Source organism: Desulfuromonas sp. DDH964, assembly GCF_001611275.1.
Lineage (GTDB): Bacteria > Desulfobacterota > Desulfuromonadia > Desulfuromonadales > DDH964 > DDH964.
The window spans coordinates 1,444,189-1,467,789 of record NZ_CP015080.1 but is presented as its reverse complement, the minus strand read 5'-3'; the positions used below and the strand labels follow the sequence as shown (position 1 = coordinate 1,467,789).

Sequence of the window (23,601 nt, the reverse complement as noted above, 5' to 3'; positions counted from 1 at the left end):
ACTGACAACGTGAGCATTACAGGCATTAAAGGGATGAACGATATTCTGCCGGGGGAGGTGGCGACCTGGCAGGAACTGGAGGCGGCCGCACGGCGCGTCTTCCGCAGCTATGGCTTCAGCGAGATCCGCGTCCCGGTGGTCGAGAAGACCGATCTTTTCTGCCGTTCCATCGGCGAAACGACCGATATCGTCGAAAAGGAGATGTATACCTTTACCGACAAGGGGGGCACCTCGCTGACGCTGCGCCCGGAGGGGACGGCGCCGGTGATGCGCGCCTTCATCGAGCACAAGCTGCATGCCCAGGATCCGGTCGCCAAGCTCTACTACATGGGGCCGATGTTCCGCTACGAACGGCCACAAAAGGGACGCTACCGCCAGTTTCACCAGATCGGGGCCGAAGTCATCGGCCTCGACGACCCGCGCTGCGATGCCCAGGTTCTCGCCATGCTCGACCACTATTTTGCCGAGGTCGGCATTCCCGACGTCCAGCTGCAGATCAACTCCCTCGGTTGCCCCGAATGCCGCCCGGCCTACCGCCAGGCGCTGGTCGCCTTTCTCGAAACACGCCTCGATCATCTCTGCGACGACTGCCGCCGGCGCTGGCAGCAGAATCCGCTGCGGGTTCTCGACTGCAAGGTGCCGGGCTGCAAGGAAGCGACCGCCGGCGCCCCCTCGGTTCTCGACCATCTCTGCGGCGGCTGCGCCGACCACTTCGCCGCGGTGCAGGGCTACCTCACCGATCTCGGCACGGTTTTCGCCATCAACCCGCGCATGGTGCGCGGCCTCGACTATTACACCAAGACCACCTTCGAGATGGTCACCGGCAATCTCGGGGCGCAGAACGCGGTGGCCGCAGGAGGGCGTTACGACGGGCTGATTCGCGACCTGGGCGGCCCCCCCCTCCCCGGAATCGGTTTCGCCATGGGCGTCGAGCGCCTGGTGCTGCTGAAAGGGAGTCCGCAGGCGGTGCCGCGCCTTGACTGCTTTCTCGCCACCCTTGGCAGCGAGGCCGCGCGCCATGCCTTTCTGCTGATGCACCAGCTGCAGCGCGCCGGCTTGCAGGTCGATACCGACCTCGAAGGGAAGAGCCTCAAAGCGCAGATGCGTCGGGCCGGGAAGCTCGGCGCGCGGTTTGCCGTCATCCTCGGCGGCGATGAACTGGCCGCCGGTCGGGCCCAGTTGCGCAACATGGACGCCGGCAGCCAGGAGGAGGTCCCCCTTGACGCCCTTCGTACCCGTCTGCAGGAGTTGCTCGCCGGGGGAGAGGCCTGATTGCATTCTCCTTGACGCTGGCCGGAGGGGGTTTGTATAATCCTGCCTTTCCGGGCGCGGCCCGATCCATCAAACAACTCTGGAGGGACTTCCCTTGAACGACATTTTCGGCGATTGGAAACGAAGCCATTACTGCGGCATGGTCACCGCCGCCCAGATTGGCCAGGAAGTCTGCCTGACCGGCTGGGTGCAGCGCCGTCGCGACCACGGTGGCCTGATTTTCATCGACCTGCGCGACCGCGAAGGGATCGTGCAACTCGCCCTTGACCCGGACCGTGACCCCGAAGCCCACACCAAGGCCGACCGGGTTCGCAACGAGTATGTCGTCGCCATCAAGGGGATCGTCTCGCCACGGCCCGCCGGAACCGTCAATCCGAAGATGAAGACCGGCGAGGTCGAGGTCGAGGTGCGCGAGATGCGAATCCTCAATACGGCCAAGACCCCCCCGTTCATGCTCGACGAGTTCACCGAGGTCGCCGAAAATATCCGCCTCAAGTACCGCTATCTCGACCTGCGCCGGCCGGCCATCCAGCAGAACCTGATGCTGCGCTACCAGGTTACGCGCACCGTCCGTCGCTACCTCGACGCCGAGGGCTTCCTCGACATCGAAACCCCGGTACTGACCAAGAGCACCCCGGAAGGGGCGCGCGATTACCTGGTGCCGAGCCGGGTCAATCCTGGAACTTTTTATGCTCTCCCCCAGTCCCCCCAGCTCTTCAAGCAGCTACTGATGGTCTCCGGTTTTGACCGCTACTTCCAGATCGTCAAATGCTTCCGCGATGAGGATCTGCGCGCCGATCGCCAGCCCGAGTTCACCCAGATCGACTGCGAGATGAGCTTTGTCGGCCGCGACGACGTCATTGCCGTCATGGAGGGGATGATCGCCGCCATCTTCAAGGAAACGATCGGCGTCGCGGTCCCGCTGCCGATGCCCCGCATGACCTACGCCGAAGCCCTCGACCGCTTCGGGGTCGACAACCCCGATCTGCGGTTCGATCTCGAACTGGTCGGACTCTCCGATCTGGTGGAGGGGTGCGGCTTCAAGGTCTTCGCCGATGCCGTCGCCGGCGGTGGCCAGGTCAAGGCGATCAACGTCAAGGGGGGCGCCAGCCTCTCGCGCAAGGAGCTCGACGATCTCACCGAGTTCGTCAAGATCTACGGCGCCAAGGGGATGGCCTGGGTAAAAATGACCGAGGAGGGGTGGCAGTCCCCCATCGCCAAGTTCTTTAGCGCGGACGAGCTTGCGGCGATCAACCAGCGCCTCGGCGCCGAGTTGGGAGACCTGCTCCTCTTTGGCGCCGACTCCTACAAGGTGGTCAACGAATCCCTCGGCCGCCTGCGCGGCCACCTCGGCCACAAGCTCGGTCTCGCCAAAAAGGACGAATACCGTTTCGTCTGGGTGACCGACTTCCCGCTCCTGGAGTGGGATGCCGAGGCCCGCCGCCACGTCGCCGTCCATCATCCTTTCACCGCGCCGATGGATGAAGACCTTGCCCTGCTCGACTCCGATCCCGGCAAGGCGCGGGCCAAGGCCTATGACCTCGTCCTCAACGGTTCGGAGATCGGCGGCGGCTCGATCCGTATCCACGACCAGGCGATCCAGAGCCGCATGTTCGACCTGATGGGGATCGGCGAGGAGGAGGCGCGGATGAAATTCGGCTTCCTCCTCGACGCCCTCGAATTCGGGGCCCCGCCCCATGGCGGCATCGCCTTCGGTCTCGATCGTTTGACCATGATCCTGACCGGCTCCGATTCGATCCGCGACGTCATCGCCTTCCCCAAGACCCAGAAAGCGACCTGCCTGATGTCCGAAGCCCCGGGTGAAGTCGACGAAAAACAGCTGCGCGAGTTGGCCATCCGCACCGTGACCCGGGCGAAATGATCCTGCGCCCCGGCAGACGACCGGGGCCATTGCCCCCCCTTGTCTTTTTGTGAAACGTCTTTGTTGTCTCATTCTGCTGCTTTTTGTCAGCGGCGGCTGCGCCCAGCCGCCGCAGGCCGAACTTGCGGCCGCCCGGGACGCCCTCGCCCGCGCCTACGCGGCCGGCGCCAGCCGCCTGGCCAGCGACGATTACCAGATTGCCGAACGCGCCCTGCAAGATGGCGAGGCGCTGGTTCACGATGGTGACTACGGCGCCGCCCGGGAACTCCTCCCCTTTGCCACCCTGCGCGCCCGACGGGCCCTGGTCCTCGCCCACAGTGCCGACGAACAACTCCGCCGCGCTGAGCTCGAAAGGCGCGAGCGGGCCATTGCGGCGGCGCGTCAGCGTCAACTGCAGCAGGCCGCCTCGCCCCCCCCATCAAAACCGGACCGGAAGGCACCGCCCAAACCGCCCCCCCCGCCGCAGACCTCCTACACCGTGGGCGAGGGGGAGTCGCTCTACAGCATCGCCGCCCAGCCCCAGGTCTACGACGACCCGCTGCTCTGGCCGCTCTTGTACAAAGCGAACCGGGACCAGATCAGGGACCCTCGCCAGATCTACTCCGGCCAGGTCCTGACCATTCCCCGGGGGCTCTCCACTGCGGAGCTGGATGAGGCCCGGCAGAAGGCGAAGCAGTCCGACGTTTTCCCCCCCGGCGCTCCAATTTCAGTCCCGGGGTCGCAGAATGGGCAATAATGGAACGAGGTTTCCCCGGCCGTTTATTTGCGGGTTGGAAGATTCATATTTTCCCTTGACAGCCCCCGGCCCTTTGTATACTGTATACAACGTTCCTAACTCGTCCATTTTTATCACTTTTTCTCTAAGCATCCGGTTTTGTAGCAGGTTTTTGCATTGACCTTTTAGTGGTCAGGCCAATATCGGTTTGGGCATTGACCTTTCTCAGGATGCGGTTGAATCAGTGAAGAACCTCCATTTTATTGACTGCCCGTTACACCATCTGGAGCAATAATTTCTAAGGGCGAACTTTCGTTCGTCTTTCATTCTGCCTCTGGCAAAACTGGCACCGAACAAGGAGAGAACATGACAACGAAGAACGCAACGATTATCTGGTCGGAGATCGACGAAGCCCCCGCCCTGGCGACCTACGCCCTCCTCCCGATCGTACAGAAATTCCTCAAGGGATCCGGCGTTAATGTCGAGACCCGGGATATCTCCCTTTCCGGCAGAATCATCGCCAACTTTCCCGACCACCTGACCGAAGCGCAGAAAATTCCCGACTACCTCACCCAGCTGGGCGAGCTGACCCAGGACCCCACCGCCAACATCATCAAACTGCCGAACGTCAGCGCCTCCATTCCCCAGTTGCAGGCCGCCATCAAGGAACTGCAGGAGAAGGGCTACAAGATCCCCGACTACCCGGAAGAGCCGAAAAACGACGCCGAGAAAGCCCTGCAGGCCCGCTTCGCCAAGTGCCTGGGGAGTGCCGTCAACCCGGTGCTGCGGGAAGGGAACTCCGACCGCCGGGCCGCGGCTTCGGTCAAGAAGTTCGCCCAGAAGAATCCCCACCGCATGATGAAACCCTGGCCGGCCGGCTCCAAAACCCGCGTCGCCCACATGAACGGCAACGATTTCTACGGCAGCGAGACCTCCGTCACCGTCAAGGATGCCACCACGGTCAAATACGAGTTCGTTGGCAAAGACGGCAGCGTCACCGTACTCAAGGAGAAGCTGGCCCTGCAGGCGGGTGAGGTCCTCGACTCCTCTTCCATGAACATGACCGCCCTGCGCAAGTTCTACGCCGAGCAGATCGAGGCGGCCAAGAAGGACGGCGTCCTCCTCTCCCTGCACCTCAAAGCGACCATGATGAAGATCTCCGATCCCTACATCTTCGGTCAGTGCGTCACCGTCTTCTACAAGGATGTCTTTGACAAGTACGGCGATGTTTTCAAGGAACTGGGCGTGAATGTCAGCAACGGTCTCGGCGATGTCTATGCCAAAATCAAGCGCCTCCCGGAAGCCAAGCGGGCCGAGATCGAAGCGGCCATCATGGATGTCTACAAGACCCGACCCGCCCTGGCGATGGTCGACTCCCGCAAAGGGATCACCAATCTGCATGTCCCCAACGACGTCATCATCGATGCCTCGATGCCGGTCGTGGTTCGCGACGGCGGCCAGATGTGGAACCTGGCGGACGAACTGCAGGACACCGTGGCGATGATCCCCGACCGCTGCTACGCCACCATCTACCAGACCATCATTGAAGACTGCCAGAAACACGGCCAGTTCAACCCGGCGACCATGGGGCACACCTCCAACGTCGGCCTGATGGCGCAAAAAGCCGAGGAATACGGCTCCCACGACAAGACCTTCTTCGCCCCCGGCGACGGCAAAATCCGCGTCGTCGATGCCTCCGGCGCCGTCCTGCTCGAACAGACTGTCGAAAAGGGCGATGTCTTCCGCTCCTGCCAGACCAAGGACGCCCCGATCCGCGACTGGGTCAAACTCGCCGTGACTCGCGCCAAGGCCTCCGGTGCCCCGGCTATCTTCTGGCTCGATGAGCAGCGCGGCCACGACGCCCAGATCATCAACAAGGTCAACACCTACCTGAAGGACCATGACACCACCGGCCTCGACATCCGTATCATGAAACCGGTCGATGCCATGAAATTCGCCTGTGAGCGCGCCCGCAAGGGCCTCGACACCATCACCGTGACCGGCAACGCGCTGCGCGACTATTTGACCGACCTCTTCCCGATTCTCGAACTCGGCACCAGCGCCCGCATGCTCTCCATCGTTCCGCTGCTGGCCGGTGGCGGCCTCTTCGAAACCGGCGCCGGCGGCTCCGCACCCAAGCATGTCGAGCAGTTCCTCAAGGAAGGCCATCTGCGCTGGGATTCCCTCGGCGAATACTGCGCCCTGGTTCCGTCGCTGGAGCACATCGCCAACCGCAACAACGACCCCACCGTGCAGCTCTTTGCCGATACCCTCGATGAAGGGATCACCAAGTACCTCGAGAACGCCAAGGCGCCGTCCCGCAAGGTGAACGAGATCGACAACCGCGGCAGCAGCTTCTACCTGGCGCTCTACTGGGCCCAGGCCCTGGCCGCGCAAAGCAAAAACGCGGAACTGAAAGCCCGCTTCACCAAGGTGGCCGCCGACCTCGCGAGCAACGAAGCGAAGATCAACGCCGAGCTGCTGGCGGCGCAGGGCAAGCCGGTCGACATCGGCGGTTACTACCGCCCCGATGTCGCCAAGACTACGGCGGCCATGCGACCGAGCGCGACCCTGAACGCGATCATCGACGCCCTTTAACCAAACCTGGCGGCAGCGGGGCAACCAGATAGCCCCGCTGCCCTATTTTCATTACCCAACACAAGGAGAGAAGACCATGGCAAGACCAAAAATCGCTCTTATCGGTGGTGGTCAGATTGGTGGCGTTCTTGCTCAGCTTTGCGCCCTGCGCGAACTGGGTGACGTGGTGCTGTTCGACATCGTCGAAGGCCTCCCCCAGGGCAAATGCCTCGACATCGCCGAAGCCGCCCCGGTCGACGGTTTCGACGTCAACCTGAAAGGGACCAACGACTACGCCGACATCGCCGGCGCCAACGTTGTCATCGTCACCGCCGGCCTGCCGCGCAAACCGGGCATGAGCCGCGATGACCTGATCGAGGTCAACAGCAAGATCATGACCTCGGTGGCCGAGGGGATCAAAAAGCACGCCCCCAACTCCTTCGTCATCATCATCTCCAACCCCCTCGACGCCATGGTCACCCTCTGCCAGAAGGTCACCGGCTTCCCTTACAATCGCGTCATCGGTCAGGCCGGCGTCCTCGACTCCGCCCGCTTCAAGGCCTTCATCGCCTGGGAACTCGGCGTCTCGGTCAAGGATGTGGTGGCGATGACCCTCGGCGGCCATGGCGACGACATGGTGCCGCTGGTTCGCTATGCCAGCGTCCAGGGGATTCCGGTGATGGAACTGCTGGAGCAGAAATACAAGAGCGCGGCCAAGGCCAAGGAAGTGATGGAAGCCATGGTCAAGCGTACCCGCGGCGCCGGCGGTGAAGTTGTCGCCCTGCTCAAGACCGGCAGCGCCTTCTACAGCCCGGCCTCCTCGGCCATCGCCATGGCCGAGTCGATCCTCAAGGATTCCAAGCGCGTCCTGCCGACCTGCGTTTACCTCAACGGTGAGTTCGGGGTCAAGGGCTACTTCGTCGGCGTCCCGACGGTCCTCGGCGCCAACGGCGTCGAGCAGATCCTCCAGTTCAAACTCGACGCCGAAGAGCAGGCGATGATGGACAAGTCGGTTGCGGCCGTCAAGGGTCTCGTCGACAGCATGAAATAAGCAGTACCTACGGACAGACCGCAGGAAGGGCAATGGCAACATTGCCCTTCTTTGCTATATTGCGATTTCCGAATGTAATTATCGCCAGTTGCGGGCGATGCCCGGAAACCCCAATTCGGGATGGCCGTCACAACGCCCGATATCAGTCCCCGGGAAAGGGGCGAAATCGTATACATAATTTTCTGGAAATCAACGCTATATTGCGATAGTATGCGCGCTGTTTGACTTATCAATGCCGTTTCGCAACGGTCACCACGAAAAAGGAGAACTAGGGGAATGAGCAGTCCGAAAATCGAGGTTATCGAAAGGTACTGCAAGGGGTGCAGCATTTGTGTCGAATTCTGCCCCACCAAGGTCCTGGAGATGGATGCGTTTCTGGTCAAGGTCGCCCGCCCTGAGGCCTGCATCGCCTGCATGCAGTGCGAGTTGCGGTGCCCCGACTTTGCCATCAAAGTTACCAAATAATTCATATCCAGAGGAGGTCGGTTAACGTGGCTAAAAAAGTTGCTCTGTTGCAGGGGAACGAAGCGTGCGCCCAGGGTGCCGTTTATGCCGGATGTAATTTCTTCGGCGGTTACCCCATTACCCCCTCCACCGAGGTTGCGGAAGTTCTCTCCAATGAACTCCCCAAGACTGGTGGCAAATTCATCCAGATGGAAGACGAGATCGGCGCCATGGCGTCGGTCATCGGCGCCGCGCTGACCGGTGCCAAGGCCCTGACCGCAACGTCGGGTCCCGGCGTCTCCCTCAAGCAGGAACTGATCGGCTACGCCTGCATCGCCGAGGTTCCCTGCGTCATCATCAACGTCATGCGCGGTGGCCCGTCGACCGGCATGCCGACCGGCCCCGGCCAGTCCGACGTCCAGCAGGCCAAGTGGGGGACCCACGGCGACCACGCTACCATCGCCCTGGTCCCGGCTTCCTGTCAGGAGATCTTCACCGAGACGGTGCGCGCCTTCAACCTCGCCGAGAAGTACCGCATGCCGGTCCAGGTCCTCTACGACGAAATCGTCGGCCACATGCGCGAGCGTATCGAGTTCCCCGAGCCCGGCGAACTCGAGGTGATCGACCGCGCCAAACCGACCGTCACCCCCGACAAATACAAGCCCTATGATACCTCCTTTGGCGACGTTCCGCCGCTGGCGGCCTTCGGCTCCGGCTACCGCTTCCATGTCACCGGCCTCAACAAGGCCCAGGACGGCTTCCCGACCACCAAGGCAGAATATGTCGACGCCGAAGAGCGCCGCCAGATCCGCAAGGTCGAAGGCGAAGCAGCCCGCGCCGATATCGAGAAGTACGAGGAGTACCTGGTCGATGACGCCGAGGTGGTGATCTTCGCCTACGGTTCCACTTCCCGCAGCGCCCGCTATGCCGTCAACGAACTGCGCAAGGAAGGGATCAAGGCTGGCCTCTTCCGCCCCATCACCCTCTGGCCCTTCCCGGAAAAACGCATCGCCGAAATCGGCAAGAAGGTCAAGGGGATCGTCGTCCCCGAGCTCAACCTTGGCCAGATGAACCTCGAGGTGGAACGCGTCGTCAAGGGTAGCTGCCCGGTCCTGCACATCGGCCGCGTCGACGGTGAGCCGATCAATCCCGGCCAGATCATGGACAAAGTCAAGGAGGTCAAGTAACCATGGCTTACGATTACGATAAATTCCTGCGCCCCGGAAAATTGCCCCACATCTGGTGCCCCGGCTGCGGCCACGGCATCGTCATGAAGGGGATGCTGCGGGCCATCGATGCTTGCGGTCTGGAGAAAGACAACACCGCCATCGTTTCCGGTATCGGCTGCGCCAGCCGCATGCCCGGCTACGTTGACTTCAACACCCTGCACACCGCTCACGGACGGGCTGCGGCCTTCGCCACCGGCGTCAAGATGGCCAAGCCGGAGATGAACGTCATTGTCGTCGGCGGCGACGGCGACGGCACCGCCATCGGCGGCAACCACTTCATCCACGCCTGCCGCCGCAACATCGACATGACCTACGTCATCATGAACAACAGCATCTACGGGATGACCGGCGGCCAGTTCTCCCCCTGCACCCCGACCGGCGCCAAGGCCTCCACCACCCCCTACGGCAACCCCGACCCGACCTTCGACATCAGCAAGCTGGCGATCGGCGCCGGTGCGACCTTCGTCGCCCGCACCACCGCCTTCCACGCCACCCAGATCGACAAGCTGGTGGCCGAAGGGATCAGGCACAAGGGGATGGCGGTCATTGAAGTCCTCGACGACTGTCCGACCACCTATGGCCGGCGCAACAAGTTCCGCAGCGTCGTTGACATGATGAAGCGCCTCAAGGAGATCGCCGTGCCGGTCGCCGCTGCCGCCAAGATGACCGCCGAGCAACTCGAAGGCAAGGTCCTCACCGGGGTCCTCTACAAGGAAGACAAGCCGGAATATTGTGAGCAGTATGCCCAGGTCATTGCCAAGGCGCAGGGCGCCTGATTTCCGCAGCGCATAAGGAGAGAGTGAAATGGCAAAAAGATATGAAATTCGCTTTTCCGGTGCCGGCGGCCAGGGTCTGATCACTGCCGGCATCATCCTCGCCGAGGCGGCCTCGATCATCGAGGGGAAACACGCCGTCCAGTCGCAGAGCTATGGCCCTGAAGCCAGAGGCGGCGCCTCCAAGTCGGAAGTCATCATCGCCGACGGCCCCATCGATTACCCCAAGGCGACCATCGTCGACGCCTGCCTGGCGATGACCCAGGAAGCCGCCGACAAGTACGCCAACGGCATCAAACCCGGCGGCCTCCTCCTCCTCGATTCGGACTTCGTAAAGAATGAGCCGAAGGGGGACTTCAAGGTCATCAAGATGCCGATCATGCGCACCGCCAAGGAAGACCTCGGGCGCGAGATCGTCGCCAACGTGGTGGCGCTGGGCGCCATGATCGCCCTGACCGATGTTGTTTCCCGGGAATCGGGCGAGCAGGCGGTCCTGCGCAAGGTTCCGGAAGCCTTCAAGGACCTGAACAAGAAGGCCTACAGCCTCGGTTTTGAAAAGGTGAAGGAACTGCTGAAGTAGCCCATCACCGAAAGCTGGAGATCAAAAAAAAGCCCGGGGCAGCTGCTCCGGGCTTTTTTTCTTTTCAACGGGGAGGTCTCAGCCGAATTCGGCGACGAACTTCTCGGCCCGCTCGACATCTTCACTGCTGCCGATAAAGACCGGCTCCCGATGATCGATCCCTTCCGGGAGAATGTCCAGAATCCGCTCCCGGCCATTGGAAGCCTTGCCGCCGGCCTGTTCGATCAGAAAGGCCATCGGGTTGAGTTCATAAAGCAGCCGCAGCTTCCCCTTGGGGGCATCCTTCAGGTGCGGATACATAAAGAGGCCCTGCCCCTTGATCAGCACCTGGTTGATATCCGGGACGAAGCCGCCGCTGTAGCGGAGCTTGGCCCCCTTCTCTTCCAGGGAGGTGACAAACTTCTCAACGCCCGGAGTGTACTTGTTGCGCTGCCCACCCGGGGAGTAGATCGACCCCGATGGCTTCATCGTCACATTTTCCTGGATCAGGGTATATTCCATCAGGGCGTTCATCGCGAATTCATGAACACCGTTGCCGGTCGAATAGACCAGCGTCGCCCGGGGTCCGTAGAGGATATACATGGCGGCCACCAGGGTCCGGCCGCGCTGGAGGACATTGTCGCCGCGGTAAATGCCGACGATGGTACCAACCGCGAGGTTGACATCGACCAGGGAAGAGCCGTCGAGGGGATCATAGGCGATTGAGTACTTGCCATTGAGGTTGACATTGATAATTTCCGGGGTTTCTTCGGAGGCGATGGTCGCGACTACCCCCGAGTGGATCAGCCGTTTCCGCAAAATGCGATCGGAGAGGACATCGAGGGCAAGTTGCTCCTCGCCATAGAGATTCGAGGTACCCGCTACGCCGAGGTCGCCGGTACGAATGGCGTTGATGACATAACGCGATGCCGTGGCAATCTCGCAGATCACTCTGGTAAGGTCGCGATCTTCTTCCCGCTCCCGCAGGTGACGACGCAGGTCAATCTGAAATTTGGTACGCCCGGGTTCAGTATTCAAGGCTGGCCTCCTGAGAAGTTATTAAAAATAAGATGCGGCCAGTTTAGACCAACTCCGGCAGTGCAGCAAGGAATTTGCCCAGGAATTTGCCCAGGATCTTCCGCCTTGGCCTTGACCTCGGGATGAATAATGTTAGAAATACAGGGAAATATTTTCCAGGAGGAGCTCATGGAAGACCGGCAGCAGCAACCTGAACCCGCGCGGAATCCCGGTGAGAAGATATGGGATGCCACCGTCAAAACCTTTCACAGCGCTTCCTTCCGCGCCAACCAGTACAAGCGCATCGTCCAGAAGAAAATCGATCTCAACGCCCTGCACAAAAAGATCGCCGTCCTGCATAGCGACCTCGGTCGCCTGGTCGATGAGAACCGCGAACTCCTCCCGGGAACCGGCGCCGCAGATTCCCGGGTCCATGAGCTACTGCAACAGCTCGATGGCCTGAAACATGCGGCAGCAACCCTGGAGGAAGAGATCGGTGCCATCAGGGAGGAACAACCGGCGGCAGAAGAACCCGCCTGAGCCATAAAAGGGAAATGACGAACGACAACGGCCCTCCATGCGAGGGCCGTTGTCGTCTCCGGTTCAGCGCAGATGTTTGCGCGGTTTGGGGATGCTGTGCAGGTGGGCATCCTTGTACTCACGATCGCGGCGCCGCAGATCGTCCTTCACCCCGTCTTCGGCGGTAGCCAGTTCACCCGGATGCCGTTCCATGATCTCCAGCGCGACATCGATGTGCTGCAGGCTTTGCTCAAGGTTCCCTTCGCCGGGCAGTTTTTCCGGGGTGTTCTTCAGATTGGCCATGTAACCTCCTTACGGCAGGGGTGGTACCAACGGTCAGGCTCCGGCACTCCTGTTCGGGCTACCGGATGACCAGACGGCTCACTTCCATTGTAGCCGTCGCCGACTGGCTGGCAAGTAGATGTCAAACCAGTAGATATCAAACCGGGCCGAGGATGCAGCCGGCGGCCACCAGGCTCCCGCTCAGGGCCGTCGCCCCTGCTGCAGCACCGAAATCATCGCGGCATGTAGATGGCCGTTACTGGCCAGGCATTCGGCCCCGGCCAGGTCGAGACGCCGCCCGGCAAAATCACTGACCATCCCTCCGGCCTCGGTGACCAGCAAAAGACCGGCGGCCATGTCCCAGGGTTTGAGTTTCATCTCCCAGTAGCCGTCAAAACGCCCTGCCGCCGTGCAGGCGAGATCGAGGCTGGCCGCCCCGGGGCGACGGCAGGCCTGGGCAACCTGCTGGAAGTTCACAAAATGGTCGTAATTATTGGCCGGGCTCTGTTTGCGGTCATAGGGGAAACCGGTGGCGAGGAGCGCCTGGTCGAGCTCCCGCGTCGGCGAAACCTGCAGCGGCTTGCCGTTGAGGGTGGCACCCCGCCCCCGCTCGGCGACATAGAGTTCCTCGAAGATCGGGTTGTAAACGATCCCGAGCAGGACCTGCCCGGCCTTTTCGAGGGCGAGAGAGACGGCAAACCAGGGGAACCCGTGGGCGAAATTGGTGGTGCCGTCCAGTGGATCGATGATCCAGCGCCAGTCGCTCTCGCCGTCGTTGCCATAGTCCGCTTCTTCCGCCAGGATGGCATGCTCCCGATAGCGTTCGCGGATGACGGCGACAATGGCCGCCTCTGCGGCGCGGTCCGCGTCGGTGACCAGATCGACTTCGCCCTTGTGCAATATTTCCAGCCGGCCGCCGAACTTCCGGCGCAGTTGGTCCCCTCCCGCCATAACCGCTTCCAGGGCAAGGCTCATCATTATTCTACCTCCGTTTCGGCCTGCGGCGGATCTGCGCACCACAACCGGGTGGCGGCGATCACCCCGAGGGGAATGGTGAGAAATTGCAGCAGCGGGACTGCCAGCAGACAGAGGAGTCCGCAGCCAAAGCCGAGCATTGCCAGCTTGCGCTGCAGCAGGTAGTGCCGCTGCGCGGCGAGGCGCATTCCTTTGCGGCTGGCGATATAGCCGGTGTATTCAATGACGAGGAAAACCAGAGTCCACAGCACCGACAGCACGCCGAAAAGTACGGTGCCGATCCCGGGCAGGAGGTTAAGCAGGAGCAGAAGCGCCATGCCGGTGAGGAAAAGAAAGATTTTCCTGCTTTCGTCGGCCAGGGTCTGCAGCGCTCCGATCAGAAAGCCGCGCAACTGGAAGGGTTGCTCCGGGCGAAATCCGGTAATCAGTTCCTCGGTTCGCTCCGAGAGGAGATCATTGAAAGGGGACGCGAGCAAGGCCCCGACCAGGCTGAAACTGAAGAAAACCAGGACCATCGTCAGCAGCACGGCAAGAAACCAGACCAGGTAGGTAACCAGCGCCCAATACCAGGCATCCCCCTGGGGGAGATACTGGGTGACGGTGCCGGCAAAAAACTTCAGGCCCGCCCAGACCGCCGCGGTAAAGACGAGGATGTTGATCGAGAGGGGAAAGAGGATGAACCGGATCAGCCTCGGGTGCTGCAATAAAAACCGGCCGGACTGGAAAGGACTGAAAAAACCGGCGGCAAAGCGCCCGGCGGGGTTCGGGGAGACTGGATTCGGCATCAGGACACCTCCGGAGCCAGGGAAAAGAGCGGTGCGCCAACTTCCTGCAGGACAAGGGTACCGCACCCCCCTTCGGCCTGGCGCCGCCAGCGGTTGGGGCGGCGCACCCGGGAATGGCGCTCGGCCAGGTAGGAATAGACCGCATTGAAGCCCTCTGCCCCGGGGCTGGAGAAGGGACTGCCGGGGACCGGGTTGCAGGCGAGCAGATGGAGGGTCGTTTCGGGCCAGCGGCCCAGCAGTTGGAGCAGAGCGTCGAGCTCCCGCCGACAATCATTGACCCCTTCCAGCAGCAGGTAATTGATTCCGATCCGACGCCGCGCCCGCCGGGAGAGGGAAGCAAGGCCGTGGTCAACGCAGGCGACCAGTTCTTCGAGCTGGGGCGCCCGGGGCAGCAGCTGCCGATGCACCGCCGCGCTCCCCGCGTGCAGGGAAAGCATCAGGCCGTTATGCGGAAGGGGAAGAGCCGCTGCCAGGTGCACCAGTGGGCCCCCGGTGGTCGTCAGCGATACCGGCAGGTCAGATGCTTCGATAAATTCGCGGACGACGGCAAAGTTGTGCAGTGGCTCGCCGATGCCGGAAAGGGTCAGCCGCCGCGGCGGCATGCCTCCCGCCCGGAACAGCTCGACCTGGCTGATCAGTTCATCCACCCTCAGATTGCGGTGCAGCCCGTTCCGTCCCGAGGCACAAAAGGGACAGGCCAGGGCACATCCGGCCTGAGTGGAAAGACAGAGGGTGCCACTGCCGTAATAGACAGCTTCGACGCTGAGGCCATCCGCGAGAGGGACGGCAAGTCGAATATTTTTGAAGTCGTCGGTCATGGATCATTGCCATGCAAATAAAAATTGGCCCGCCACCCATAGTAGGGGATGGCGGGCCAAATGTCGACAGGAGGCAAATCTCTATCGACAGGACTTGTTGGTGTGCCTAGAAAGCCAGGGCCACGTTCAGGCCGGAGACCAGCTTCGGCTCAAGGTAGTCACGGGCGTCGTCGGCAACGGCGTCGGAGAAGAGGAGCGAAGGGGAGACCGTCAGGCTATCCGTCACGGCAAAGTCGACGCTGGCCGACAGCTCGTAGTTGTGGATACCGTTGTAGGCGCCGACGCTTTCATCGTTGTAGCTGATCAGGGCGCCGAGATTGAGACCCGCCTTGTCCATCAGCTCGATGGTGTGGCCGATGGAAAGAGTGGCGAAGAGACCATCGCGATCGGCGCTGCGTGCCTTGTCCCAATCCCAGTAAAGGGTGACGGCCGGGGCGAGCAGGGTGTCGAGGCTGAGGCCGACATAGGCCTCATTGGTGGCGCCGGGGACGTTGAAGGTGTAGTAGATGTTGCCGACGCTGAGCGCGAGTTTGTCGGTCAGGTTGGCGGTATAGTCGATGACCAGGTCGGTTTCGGTCATCTCCCCCGAATCGAGAGCAGGTGCGCCGCCAGCGTCGGAAACGAGCTGGAAATTGCTCCAGTAGCTGAGGGTGAAGCCGTTGGCGCTGAGATCGATACCGCCCTGCAGAACCGGAAGATTACCGCTGAAATCAAGACCGCGCCAGAGGTACTGGCTGTAGATACCGGCGTAGGCATCGCCGGAGACTTCCAGGGCCGAGGCCGGGCCGGCCACGGAAAGGGCCACCAGGGCCACCAGAGCAACTGCAAACTTTTTCATCTTACTTTCTCCTTTAAATGGGGGTTGATTCCGGGCGGGGGGGTTCCCCCCCCGCCCGGGATGAGACACCAGGTGAAATATTACTTGAGTCCCTGCGAACCGCGGCCGAATTCCGGGTAGGCCTCGAGACCGAGTTCGGAGGTATCACATCCGGCATGCTCTTCCTCCTCGGAAACCCGCAGCCCGATGGTGTACTTGATGACCAGCCAGACAATGGCTGAGGAGACGATGACGAAGGCGCCAATGGAGGCGACACCGATGAACTGGGTCACAAAGCTCGCCTCGCTGTTGGTGAAGGGGACGGCCATGGTGCCCCAGATCCCGCAGACCAGATGGACCGAGAGCGCACCGACCACATCGTCAATCTTGAGTTTGTCGAAGAAGGGGACGGCGAGAACCACCAGGATGCCACCGACGGCGCCGATCAGGGTGGCAGCCCCGGGAGAGGGGGTGTCGGGCCCGGCGGTGATCGCCACCAGACCGGCCAGGGCGCCGTTGAGGGCCATCGTCAGGTCGACCTTCTTGTAAAGAATCTGCAACAGGATCATCGCCGCAATCATCCCGCCGCAAGCGGCGAGGTTGGTGTTCGCCATGACATTCGACATGCTGATCGCATCGCCGGCGGTGCCGAGAGCGAGGACCGAACCACCGTTGAAACCGAACCATCCCATCCAGAGGATGAAGGTACCGAGGGTCGCGAGGGTCAGGTTGGAACCGGGGATCGGGTTGACCCGGCCGTCCTTGGTATATTTCCCTTTGCGGGCACCGAGGATGATGGCACCGGTCAGGGCCGCCCAGCCACCGGCAGAGTGAACCAGAGTCGATCCGGCGAAGTCAAGGAAACCCATCTCCGACAGCCAGCCGCCGCCCCAGCCCCAGGAGCCCTGGATCGGGTAGATGATGCCAGTCATCACCACGCAAAAGGCGAGGAAACCCCAGAGCTTGATGCGCTCGGCGACGCAGCCGGAGACCACCGAACAGGCGGCGCCGCAGAAGACCATCTGGAAGAACCAGTCGGAGGCCGCGGCATAACCACCGGAGAAATCACCACCGGCAGCGGCAGCATCGTCCGGGCCCCAGAGGCCGAAGGAGCCCATGAATCCGCCGTCAACCCCGTTGTACATCAGGTTGTAACCGACCAGGTAGAAGAGGATACCGGCGACGGCAAAGAGCGAGATGTTCTTCAGGCAGATGGTCGCCACGTTCTTGGTCCGGACCAGGCCCGATTCGAGCATGCCGAAGCCGGCGGCCATCCACATGACGAGGACGCCGTTGACCAGGAAGGAAAAAGTATTGAGAACATAGGCGACTTCACTGGTCGGAGCATCTTCGGCGAGAGCCAGGACCGGAAGGGCGAGCAGCCCGACGACCACGGCGATGAGAGAGAGTGCTTTCTTCATTTCGTTACCTCCTATGGAAAATTTTCGGATCGGGAAATGTGTCGTTTTATCAGAGGGAGTCGTCACCGGCCTCGCCGGTCCGGATCCGTACTGACTGCTCCACCGGCAGGACAAAGATCTTGCCGTCGCCGATGCGGCCGGTACAGGCCTCCTTCTGAACCGTGGTCACAACCTCGTTGACCCGCTCTTCGGAAACCACCAGCTCGATTTTCACCTTGGGGATGAAATCGATCTGGTACTCGGCACCGCGGTAAAGCTCGGTGTGTCCCTTTTGCCGTCCGAACCCGCGAACTTCGCTTACCGTCATCCCGGTGATCCCGAGATCGGTCAGCGCACTCTTGACATCGTCCAGCTTGAACGGCTTGATAATGCATTCAATTTTTTTCATTCCTGACTGCTCCTTTCCAGAGTTCGCAAAATAAAACGGCACCCAGCCCCCGGAAAGATCCAGGGGAGGGGCGCCGTTGCCCAGTGCGACCGCTGGTGAACGCCATTGTTCCCGCTGGTCGATTATTCGTTATTGCCTGTCTGTTGCGCGGTGCGTAAATAGCACACCCTGTTCACCGTGATTTGAGCAGGAGTTGTGCCAAATTGAATTTCTTTGTATTTCCGGCACCTTGAACAATAGCATCGGGTTCTTGTGCCTAACTTTTATACAGCCATTGACGGGGGTGGGAATTTTCCGGGCAATCAGCCGACCGGCAATACCATCCGGAAGGTTGTTCCCCCGGCGCCACTCTCGACGAGGAGCCGGCCTTCGTGCTCGATCACGATGTTGCGGCAGATGTAAAGGCCGAGCCCCGTCCCCTCCCCTTCCCGCTTGGTGGTGAAGAAGGGGTCGAAAATCTGCTTTTGGATCTCTTCCGGGATGCCCGGCCCGCTGTCGGTTATTTCGACCTCGACCTCGGCGCCGGCAACCGGCCGCGTCGCGACCAGCAACCGCCCTGTGGCCCCCATCGCCTGGGTGGCATTCATGATCAGGTTTATCAGGACCTGCTTGATCTTGTTGGGATCGGCCTTGATCCAGGGGAGATCGCCATAATCCTCGACCAGGTCGATATGATTGCGACTCAACTCGTAGCGCACCAGGCGCAGCACATCCCGCAGTACTTCGTTGACATCGGTGGAACGACGCACCATCTCCTGGGCCCGGGAAAAGGAGAGGAGGCTGCCGGTCAGGGCCTTGAGGCGCTCCACCTCGCTTTCGACCCGCTCCACCAGCTCCTGCTGATAAGGGGGGAGGCTCTCCTCCCGCAGCAGCAGCTGCGCCGCATAGGAAATTACCGCCAGCGGGTTATTGACCTCGTGAGCGATTCCGGCGGAAAGCCGCCCGACCTCGGCCAGCTTTTCCGACTGGATGGTCTGCTCCAGAAGGCGCTTGAATTCCGTCACATCCTCAACGATAACCACCGCGCCGGTGGTCCGCTCACCGTCCTTGAGCGGCGCCAGGCGCCGCTTCTGGATGCGCATTTCCCCCTTGAAGTTGCGATGGGCCAGACGCAGGTTTTCGGCCCGCCCCTGCTCCAGCACCCGCCGCACCCGGGTGCCGAACCCTTCTTCCTCCAGCCCGGGGAAGAGGGCGAAAAGGTCCCGGCCCAGCGCCTCCTCTTCACTGACGCCACTCATTTCGGCGATGCTGCGGTTCCAGGAGGTGATCTTGAGCTGATCGTCTACCGTGTAGATGCCGAGGTTGACGCTCTTCAGGATCCGTTCGTTGAGCTGATGCAGCTCCTGGTAGCGCCCCGACATCCGCCGCAGGTTCTGGTAGAGCCGGGCGTTCTCGATGGCGATGGCGGCCTGGGCGGCCATCGCCATCAACGGCGGGATATCCTCGGCGGCAAACGCTCCCGGAAGCGGACTCTCGACGTTGAAGACGCCAATCACCTTCTCCCGGGCGATGAGCGGCACCGCCAGTTCACTGCGCGCACCGAGAATGCCGGCCAGGTAGTCGGGCTGGGCGCAGACATTCTCGACCAGGATCGGCTTGCCGCTCAGCGCCACCCGCCCCATCACCCCGCGGCCGAGGGGGATGGTGGTACTGCTCGCGGCCTCGGAGTAACCATAGGCGGCGGCGGTCACCAGCATCTCCCCCTTGTCATCCACCAGCCGGATGATGGCGTTTTCAAAGCGGAAGACATCCCTGGAGATGCGCAGGATGCGGGCCAGCAACTCGTCGAGGTCGGTAGTGGCAATCAACTCCTGGCCAATATCAAGCAGGGCCTTGAGGAGAATTTCCGGTTTTCCCATGGTGGCAGGCATAGCTCTCCCTTGGCTGGTTCCCCTTCTTCAAGGCACAAGCCGTGCCAGCGGTGCCGACCTTTCAACCATACAGAATTCCGATACTTTTCCAGAGGACTCCGCCGGACTTCCGGTCAGCTGCCCCTTTTCCGGCAGCACTGCCCAACAAATATGCAGCCGGCAACGCCTGGCCGCCATGCCACCAGCGAAAAGATTCTCCTTGTTTCACCGGGTGCTTTTTCCTATACTGATCACGAACATGCTCTCTGCCCTGCAGGTGAGGTCCAGACGCCCAGGCGGAATGATAATTCAATGGGAAAGCTTACAGGGGCGCGGTGTGCCAGCCCACCAGCGAGTGGGACGCCTGATGCGCCTACAAGCGATCCCACCTGTTGGTACTCGCTAGGAGGCCAACGGATCCACGGCAGGTGTGGAGAGCAGCATGGAAAAAGGCGGCGGGAAGATTCCCGACGCCTTTGTTATTCCGGTAGTTCTACGAAAAGAGCCCCCTGAAAGGCCCTGCTTGCATGACCAGCCCCGAATCTGCAGATGTCCAGCGCCTCTTTCTTGGTGACCGGGAGATCGTCTTCGTCGGCACCGCCCACATTTCCCAGGAGTCGGTCGCCACGGTACGCGCAACGATCAGCGCGGAAGCTCCCGATACCGTCTGCGTCGAGCTTGACAGTCAGCGCTACCAGGCGCTCAGGGATCGCAATCGCTGGGAATCCCTCAACCTCATCCAGGTGATTAAGAGCGGGCAGACCTCCTTCCTGCTCGCCAATCTCGCCCTCGCCTCCTTCCAGAAACGGATGGGACTGCAGACCGGCGTCAAACCGGGGGCCGAGCTTGCGGCGGCGGCGGAGCTCGCCGAGGCCGAAGGGCGGCACCTGGAACTGATCGACCGCAACATCCGCACCACCCTGCTGCGCGCCTGGCGCAAAACCGGGCTCTGGAAGAAGCTGAACCTGGTTTCGGCGCTGGTGGCCGGACTCTTCGAAAACCAGAAACTGGATGAAGCGGAGCTGGCCCGCCTGCGCCAGACCGACACCCTCTCGGCGATGCTCGAAGAGATGGCCGAACTCCTCCCCACGGCGAAAACGACCCTGGTCGACGAGCGCGATATCTACATGGCGCATTACATCCGCAACGCTCCCGGGGCCAAAATCGTTGCCGTGGTCGGCGCCGCCCACCTTCCCGGCATCCTGCGCCGCATTCAGCAGGAGGCTGATCCGGAAACGATCCGCGAGATCAGCAGCGTCCCGGAGAAGTCGCCCCTCTCCAGGATCATCCCCTGGCTGATTCCGGTCCTGGTCGTCGCTCTCTTTGCCGCCGGCTTCTTTTTCGGCGACCGCGACCGCCTCGCTGGCGCCGCCATTGGCTGGGTCCTGGCCAACGGCCTCCTCTCGGCCCTGGGCGCCCTGATCGCCTTCGGTCATCCGCTGACCATCGCCACCGCCTTCGTCGCCGCGCCGATCACCTCTCTCAACCCGACGGTCGGTGCCGGCATGGTGACCGGGCTGGTGCAGGCTTTTATCGCCGCCCCGACGGTCGGCGACTTCGAACGGGTCGGCGACGACCTCGCCAATCTCCGTGGCTGGTGGGGCAATCGCATGACCCGGGTGCTGCTGGTCTTCTTCTTTTCCAACCTCGGTTCGGCCCTCGGTACCCTGGTTGCCTTCAGGTGGCTGAAAGATTTGATCTGACCTGGCGGCGAGTTCACCAGACAAGAGAGGCCACCCGCGTCGCGGGTGGCCTCTCTTGCGTAAACGGTGGGAACGGTCTCAATCCGCGCGGTCGCGATGGACCGCCAGCGGCCCCCAGGACTGGAAGATCGACATCACCTCGAGGTGATTGATGTTGACGTGCGGCGGCAGGTCGGTGACCCAGGCGATGATCCCGGCGATATCCTCCGCCGTCAGCGGTTCGGTGTCGGCGTAGACCTTCTCCGCCAGGGTGCGATTCCCCTTGAAGCGGACGTTGGAGAATTCGGTTTCAGCCATCCCCGGGGCGATACAGCTCGCCCGCACCCGGGTGCCGAGGAGGTCGGCCCGCAGGTTCCGGGTGAACTGGGCAACGAAGGCCTTGGTCCCGCCGTAGACATTCCCCCCCGGGTAAGGCCAGGCGCCGGCGGTCGAGCCGACATTGACGATATGCCCGCGGTTGCGCTCCACCATCCCCGGCAGCAGCAGGCGGGTACAGTACATCAGCCCCTTGATGTTGGTATCGACCATCGTCTCCCAGTCGTCGAGGTCGACCTGGTGGGCCGGTTCCAGCCCGAGGGCGAGGCCAGCGTTGTTGACCAGGACATCGACCTCGGCAAAGGGGGCAGGCAGCCCGGCCAGGGTCGCCGCCACCCGATCCCGGTCGCGGACGTCAAGCTGCAGCGGGAGAACCCCGGCAGCGCTCGTCGCCAACTGCGCCCCAAGAGCTTCGAGCGGTTCTTCACGGCGCGCCGCCAGCACCAGCCGGTCACCGCGAGCGGCAAAGGCCCGGGCACAGGCCGCGCCAAACCCCGCCGACGCCCCGGTGATGAAAATCGTTCTCGCCATCATGCCCCCTTTCCTGCTGCTGTCGATCCCGGCTGCCAGGGTGCAGCCGGCAACCTGCCGCCCCCAGCGCTCCCAAAGCCCTCTATCACTTCACCCAGACGGTCTGGATATTGACGAATTCCTTGATGCCGTAGTGCGAGAGCTCGCGGCCATAACCGGAAATCTTGACCCCGCCGAAGGGGAGGCGCGGATCGCTCTTGACCATGCCGTTGACGAAGACCGCCCCCGCTTCGACCCGCGCCGCCAGCGCCTCGCCTTTGGCGACATCGCGGGTCCAGACCGAGCCGCCGAGGCCGAAGGGGGAGTCGTTGGCCACCCGCAACGCCTCTTCGGCGTCCCGGACCTCGATCACCGAGGCGACCGGCCCGAAAAACTCCTCGTGATAGGCCGGCATTCTCGGCTTGACCCGCGCCAGGATCGTCGGCGGGTAGAAGTACCCCTTGCAATCGAGCGGCGCACCGCCGAGGACAACCTCGGCCCCCTTTTCAACCGAAGCCTCGACCTGGCCGTGCAGTTCCATCATCAGATCCACCCGGGCCTGGGGGCCGACCTGGGTCGCCTCGTCGAGGGGGTCGCCAACGACGAGGTTTTTCATGCTGGCGGTAAATTTCTCCAGGAATTCCCGGTAGACCGGCGCCTCGACAATGAAGCGCTTGGCGGCGATGCAGCTCTGTCCCGAGTTGATGCAGCGCGCTTTGGCTGCCACCGTCGCCGCTGCGTCGAGGTCGGCGTCCGCGAGAACGATGAAGGGATCGCTGCCGCCGAGTTCGAGGACACTTTTTTTCAGCATCTGCCCGGCCTTGGCCGCGACCTTGCGCCCGGCGATATCACTGCCGGTAAGGGTCACCGCCTTGACGTGGTCGTTTTCGATGACCGCGTCGACCTGGCCGGAACCGATCATCAGGGTACGAAAGAGATCGGCCGGGAAACCGGCCTTGACGAAGACCTCCTCGATCGCCAGGGCGCAACGCGGCACGTTGGAGGAGTGCTTGAGCAGCCCGGCGTTCCCGGCCATCAGCGCCGGTGCGGCAAAGCGGAAGACCTGCCAGAAGGGGAAATTCCAGGGCATCACCGCGAGGACGGTGCCGATCGGCCGGAAACCGACATAGGAACGGCTGCCGTCACTCTGGGCCGGCTCGTTCTGCAGAAAAGTCTCGGCATGCTCGGCGTAGAACTCGCAGACCCAGGCGCACTTCTCGACTTCGCCGCGCCCCTCAACGATCGGCTTGCCCATCTCCAGCGTCATGGTGCGGGCGTACTCTTCCTTGTTGCGGCGCAGTTCGGCCGCGGCCCGGTGCATCAACTGCGCCCGCTGGGCAAAGCTCGTCTCCCGCCAGCCCTGCCAGGCCTGGTCGACCCGGTCGATCACCGCTGCGGTCTCCTCCCGGCTCCATTCCTGGAACTCTTCGAGCAATTCCCCGGTCGTCGGGTTAATCGATTCAATCGCCATAGATGCTCCTCCCTGTTGCGTGGCCAGCGTTCAGTCTGCGCTGGCCAGTTTGCCCAATTTTAAATCGAATTTCAAGAATTCCGGAATCTTCCAAGCGGGCACCCCTTCCCTGCCATGTTCCGGAGGAAAGAAATTACCGGTCCCAAGTATACTCAAAGAGGCCTTCGTCACAACCGCTGCAGGGTTGCCGTAACCATGATTTTCTGCGATAGTTCAGGTCACCCAAAC

General features: G+C 62.0%; 22 protein-coding genes and 1 other RNA gene. 12 read left to right on the top strand and 11 right to left on the bottom strand.

The features are described 5' to 3' along the window. Window positions 1-33: 33 nt before the first annotated feature. The 9 genes from hisS (at window position 34) to DBW_RS06630 (ending at window position 10,523) form a co-directional block, all read left to right on the top strand. The gene (gene hisS, locus DBW_RS06670; RefSeq protein ID WP_066726030.1) at window positions 34-1,272 is read left to right on the top strand and encodes a histidine--tRNA ligase; all 1,239 of its coding nucleotides are present in this window, start codon (window positions 34-36) and stop codon (window positions 1,270-1,272) included. Window positions 1,273-1,366: 94 nt separating this feature from the next. Then, a complete protein-coding gene (gene aspS, locus DBW_RS06665; protein WP_066726027.1) occupies window positions 1,367-3,154 on the top strand; it encodes an aspartate--tRNA ligase in 1,788 nt (595 codons plus the stop codon). A 49-nt stretch (window positions 3,155-3,203) separates the two neighbouring features. Next, window positions 3,204-3,890: a LysM peptidoglycan-binding domain-containing protein gene (locus tag DBW_RS06660; RefSeq protein ID WP_066726024.1), complete on the top strand. Its 687-nt coding sequence runs from the start codon at window positions 3,204-3,206 to the stop codon at window positions 3,888-3,890. Window positions 3,891-4,235: 345 nt separating this feature from the next. After that, window positions 4,236-6,467 carry an NADP-dependent isocitrate dehydrogenase gene (locus DBW_RS06655; protein WP_066726021.1) on the top strand — a complete coding sequence of 744 codons (2,232 nt, stop codon included), beginning with the start codon at window positions 4,236-4,238 and terminating at the stop codon, window positions 6,465-6,467. A 76-nt stretch (window positions 6,468-6,543) separates the two neighbouring features. Further along, window positions 6,544-7,497: a malate dehydrogenase gene (gene mdh / locus DBW_RS06650; RefSeq protein ID WP_066726018.1), complete on the top strand. Its 954-nt coding sequence runs from the start codon at window positions 6,544-6,546 to the stop codon at window positions 7,495-7,497. A gap of 276 nt (window positions 7,498-7,773) precedes the next feature. Continuing rightward, entirely contained in the window at window positions 7,774-7,962 is a 189-nt protein-coding gene (locus DBW_RS06645; RefSeq protein WP_066726015.1) for a 4Fe-4S binding protein, read from the top strand. A 26-nt stretch (window positions 7,963-7,988) separates the two neighbouring features. Further along, a complete protein-coding gene (locus DBW_RS06640; protein WP_066726012.1) occupies window positions 7,989-9,128 on the top strand; it encodes a 2-oxoacid:acceptor oxidoreductase subunit alpha in 1,140 nt (379 codons plus the stop codon). A 2-nt stretch (window positions 9,129-9,130) separates the two neighbouring features. Further along, window positions 9,131-9,946, top strand: coding sequence for a 2-oxoacid:ferredoxin oxidoreductase subunit beta (locus DBW_RS06635; protein ID WP_066726009.1), 816 nt, complete (start codon window positions 9,131-9,133; stop codon window positions 9,944-9,946). A 28-nt stretch (window positions 9,947-9,974) separates the two neighbouring features. Next, window positions 9,975-10,523 (top strand): 2-oxoacid:acceptor oxidoreductase family protein, encoded by a 549-nt coding sequence (locus DBW_RS06630; RefSeq protein WP_066726006.1) that lies wholly within the window; start codon window positions 9,975-9,977, stop codon window positions 10,521-10,523. A 78-nt stretch (window positions 10,524-10,601) separates the two neighbouring features. Here the strand turns inward: DBW_RS06630 and DBW_RS06625 are convergent, their stop codons facing one another. Further along, window positions 10,602-11,540 carry a class 1 fructose-bisphosphatase gene (locus DBW_RS06625; protein WP_066726003.1) on the bottom strand — a complete coding sequence of 313 codons (939 nt, stop codon included), beginning with the start codon at window positions 11,538-11,540 and terminating at the stop codon, window positions 10,602-10,604. A 168-nt stretch (window positions 11,541-11,708) separates the two neighbouring features. On the opposite strand from DBW_RS06625, the gene DBW_RS06620 reads away from it, so the two are divergent. Continuing rightward, window positions 11,709-12,059, top strand: a complete 351-nt coding sequence (locus DBW_RS06620) for a hypothetical protein (protein WP_066726000.1) — start codon at window positions 11,709-11,711, stop codon at window positions 12,057-12,059. A gap of 63 nt (window positions 12,060-12,122) precedes the next feature. On the opposite strand, the gene DBW_RS06615 is transcribed toward DBW_RS06620, so the two are convergent. The 8 genes from DBW_RS06615 to DBW_RS06580 all read right to left on the bottom strand — a co-directional run bounded on the left by DBW_RS06615 (window position 12,123) and on the right by DBW_RS06580 (window position 19,395). Beyond that, window positions 12,123-12,341 carry a hypothetical protein gene (locus tag DBW_RS06615; RefSeq protein WP_066725997.1) on the bottom strand — a complete coding sequence of 73 codons (219 nt, stop codon included), beginning with the start codon at window positions 12,339-12,341 and terminating at the stop codon, window positions 12,123-12,125. 180 nt (window positions 12,342-12,521) lie between these two features. Further along, window positions 12,522-13,298 carry an inositol monophosphatase family protein gene (locus tag DBW_RS06610; RefSeq protein ID WP_066725995.1) on the bottom strand — a complete coding sequence of 259 codons (777 nt, stop codon included), beginning with the start codon at window positions 13,296-13,298 and terminating at the stop codon, window positions 12,522-12,524. Continuing rightward, the gene (locus DBW_RS06605; protein ID WP_066725992.1) at window positions 13,298-14,080 is read right to left on the bottom strand and encodes an EI24 domain-containing protein; all 783 of its coding nucleotides are present in this window, start codon (window positions 14,078-14,080) and stop codon (window positions 13,298-13,300) included. Before DBW_RS06605 ends, DBW_RS06610 begins: the two co-directional genes overlap by 1 nt. Beyond that, entirely contained in the window at window positions 14,080-14,898 is an 819-nt protein-coding gene (locus tag DBW_RS06600) for a radical SAM protein (RefSeq protein ID WP_066725989.1), read from the bottom strand. The genes DBW_RS06605 and DBW_RS06600 overlap by 1 nt, the downstream gene beginning before the upstream one ends. Window positions 14,899-15,004: 106 nt before the next feature. Continuing rightward, window positions 15,005-15,736: a TorF family putative porin gene (locus DBW_RS06595; protein WP_082820219.1), complete on the bottom strand. Its 732-nt coding sequence runs from the start codon at window positions 15,734-15,736 to the stop codon at window positions 15,005-15,007. A gap of 80 nt (window positions 15,737-15,816) precedes the next feature. After that, a complete protein-coding gene (locus tag DBW_RS06590; RefSeq protein WP_066725984.1) occupies window positions 15,817-17,136 on the bottom strand; it encodes an ammonium transporter in 1,320 nt (439 codons plus the stop codon). 49 nt (window positions 17,137-17,185) lie between these two features. Then, window positions 17,186-17,524 carry a P-II family nitrogen regulator gene (locus tag DBW_RS06585; protein ID WP_066725981.1) on the bottom strand — a complete coding sequence of 113 codons (339 nt, stop codon included), beginning with the start codon at window positions 17,522-17,524 and terminating at the stop codon, window positions 17,186-17,188. Between the two features lie 302 nt (window positions 17,525-17,826). Continuing rightward, window positions 17,827-19,395, bottom strand: a complete 1,569-nt coding sequence (locus DBW_RS06580) for an ATP-binding protein (protein WP_066725977.1) — start codon at window positions 19,393-19,395, stop codon at window positions 17,827-17,829. Between the two features lie 239 nt (window positions 19,396-19,634). On the opposite strand from DBW_RS06580, the gene ssrS reads away from it, so the two are divergent. After that, a non-coding RNA gene (ssrS, locus tag DBW_RS06575) (6S RNA) lies at window positions 19,635-19,815 on the top strand. A gap of 86 nt (window positions 19,816-19,901) precedes the next feature. Beyond that, the gene (locus tag DBW_RS06570) at window positions 19,902-21,077 is read left to right on the top strand and encodes a TraB/GumN family protein (RefSeq protein WP_066725974.1); all 1,176 of its coding nucleotides are present in this window, start codon (window positions 19,902-19,904) and stop codon (window positions 21,075-21,077) included. A gap of 78 nt (window positions 21,078-21,155) precedes the next feature. On the opposite strand, the gene DBW_RS06565 is transcribed toward DBW_RS06570, so the two are convergent. Beyond that, entirely contained in the window at window positions 21,156-21,923 is a 768-nt protein-coding gene (locus DBW_RS06565; protein ID WP_066729707.1) for an SDR family NAD(P)-dependent oxidoreductase, read from the bottom strand. 85 nt (window positions 21,924-22,008) lie between these two features. Continuing rightward, window positions 22,009-23,373, bottom strand: coding sequence for an NAD-dependent succinate-semialdehyde dehydrogenase (locus DBW_RS06560; protein ID WP_066725971.1), 1,365 nt, complete (start codon window positions 23,371-23,373; stop codon window positions 22,009-22,011). Window positions 23,374-23,601: the final 228 nt, after the last annotated feature.